This is a genomic window from Mesorhizobium sp. P5_C1, from assembly GCF_054049815.1.
Genome location: NZ_JBFULQ010000834.1, coordinates 1 through 1,760, shown reverse-complemented (window position 1 = coordinate 1,760; position 1,760 = coordinate 1). Strand labels below are relative to the sequence as shown.

2 protein-coding genes are annotated in these 1,760 nt (G+C 60.6%); both read right to left on the bottom strand.

What is annotated here, in order from left to right:
* Positions 1–50: 50 nt before the first annotated feature.
* A complete protein-coding gene (locus ACXJ7R_RS31760) occupies positions 51–731 on the bottom strand; it encodes an outer membrane lipoprotein carrier protein LolA (RefSeq protein WP_457155263.1) in 681 nt (226 codons plus the stop codon).
* Between the two features lie 146 nt (positions 732–877).
* Positions 878–1,760, bottom strand: an 883-nt coding sequence (locus ACXJ7R_RS31755) for an FtsK/SpoIIIE domain-containing protein (RefSeq protein WP_457155262.1), incomplete at its 5' end; no start/stop codon positions are given.

Sequence of the window (1,760 nt, the reverse complement as noted above, 5' to 3'; positions counted from 1 at the left end):
GCACTACGCGCTTTTCCCGGGAAGACCGTTTCACACTTTCCTGGAATGCTCTACCGCGCCTTGGTGTTGACTTCGCGATTCGCGCTGTAGTCGATGGCGAAGGTGTCGGCGGCGAAGCTGACGCCTTCCTTGACGTTGAAGATCATCACCGTCGTGTCCTTGCCCTGTGCGTCGGTGATCGTCCACTGACGCAGCTCGTAGGATTTGGCATCGAACATCATCGTGATCTTCGAATTGCCGAACACCGATTTGTCGGCGAGCTGGATGGTGGTGAGGTCGTCTTCCTGCTTGACGCTTTTGACGCGGTCGCCAGAGAGATCGATCTTGTCGTCGAGCAGCAGCTTCAGCGGCGTCTTCGACAGCGGATAGAGATCGGAGGTGTTGAGCCTCTTATTGAGGATGACCACCGACTTGCCGTCTGAAATCACCCGGAAATTTGACGTGCCGTCATAGTTGAAGCGGATCTTGCCCGGCCGTTCGAGGAAGAACTTGCCGCCGGTCTGCTCGCCCTTGGGGCCGAACTGCACGAATTCGCCGCTCATCGATTTGACCGAGGAAAAATGGTCGGCGATCTTCTGTGCGGCCGGCGGCACGGCCGCTTGCGCCGAAGCCAGCAACTGGAAGCCGGGCATCACGTTGAAGGCCGCCGCCCCTGCAAACCCCAGGCCCAGCCCGAGCAACTGGCGCCGGGTGGGAGCAAAACTGCGGAGCGCTGAAGGATCGTTTTTCATATCGGTCACTCTCATCTGATTCCTGAGTTGCTCTAGTGCTTGGACCCCCAGTTGGGCTGAAGTTTGGCGGGTCAGTCGCGCCTCATTCGCTTCAACGCCCTGAACGGTTCAAGGTTGCGAGACAGGAGATGTCATAAGGATCGCGGTCAGAACTTGTCCTCTTCGGTCGGCACCAGGATCTCACGCTTGCCGGCATGGTTGGCCGGGCCGACGATCCCTTCCTTCTCCATTTTCTCGATGATCGAGGCGGCGCGATTGTAGCCGATGCCCAGCCGGCGCTGGATGTAGCTGGTGGAAGCCTTGCCGTCGCGCAGCACCACGGAAACAGCCTGATCGTAAGGATCATCGGAATCCTCGAAATTGCTGTTGCCGCCGCCACCGCCGGAACCGCCCTTGCCCGACGGCTCGTCGTCGTCCTCGCCATCGTCCTCGGTGATGGCATCGAGGTATTCCGGCACACCCTGCAGCTTCAGATGCGCGACGATCTTCTCGACCTCTTCATCAGCGACGAACGGGCCGTGCACGCGCTGGATACGGCCGCCGCCGGCCATGTAGAGCATGTCGCCCATGCCGAGCAGCTGCTCGGCACCCTGCTCGCCCAGGATGGTGCGGCTGTCGATCTTCGATGTCACCTGGAAGGAGATGCGGGTCGGGAAATTGGCCTTGATGGTGCCGGTGATGACGTCGACCGAGGGACGCTGTGTCGCCATGATCACATGGATGCCGGCGGCACGCGCCATCTGCGCCAGGCGTTGCACCGCACCTTCGATGTCCTTGCCGGCGACCATCATCAGGTCGGCCATCTCGTCGATGATGACGACGATATAGGGCATCGGCTCGAGGTCGAGATTCTCGGTCTCGTAGATCGCCTCGCCGGTCTGGCGGTCGAAACCGGTCTGCACGGTGCGCGAGATCTTTTCACCCTTCTTGTCGGCTTGCTGCACGCGGGCGTTGAACCCGTCGATGTTGCGCACGCCGACCTTCGACATCTTGCGGTAACGGTCCTCCATCTCGCGCACGGTCCATTTC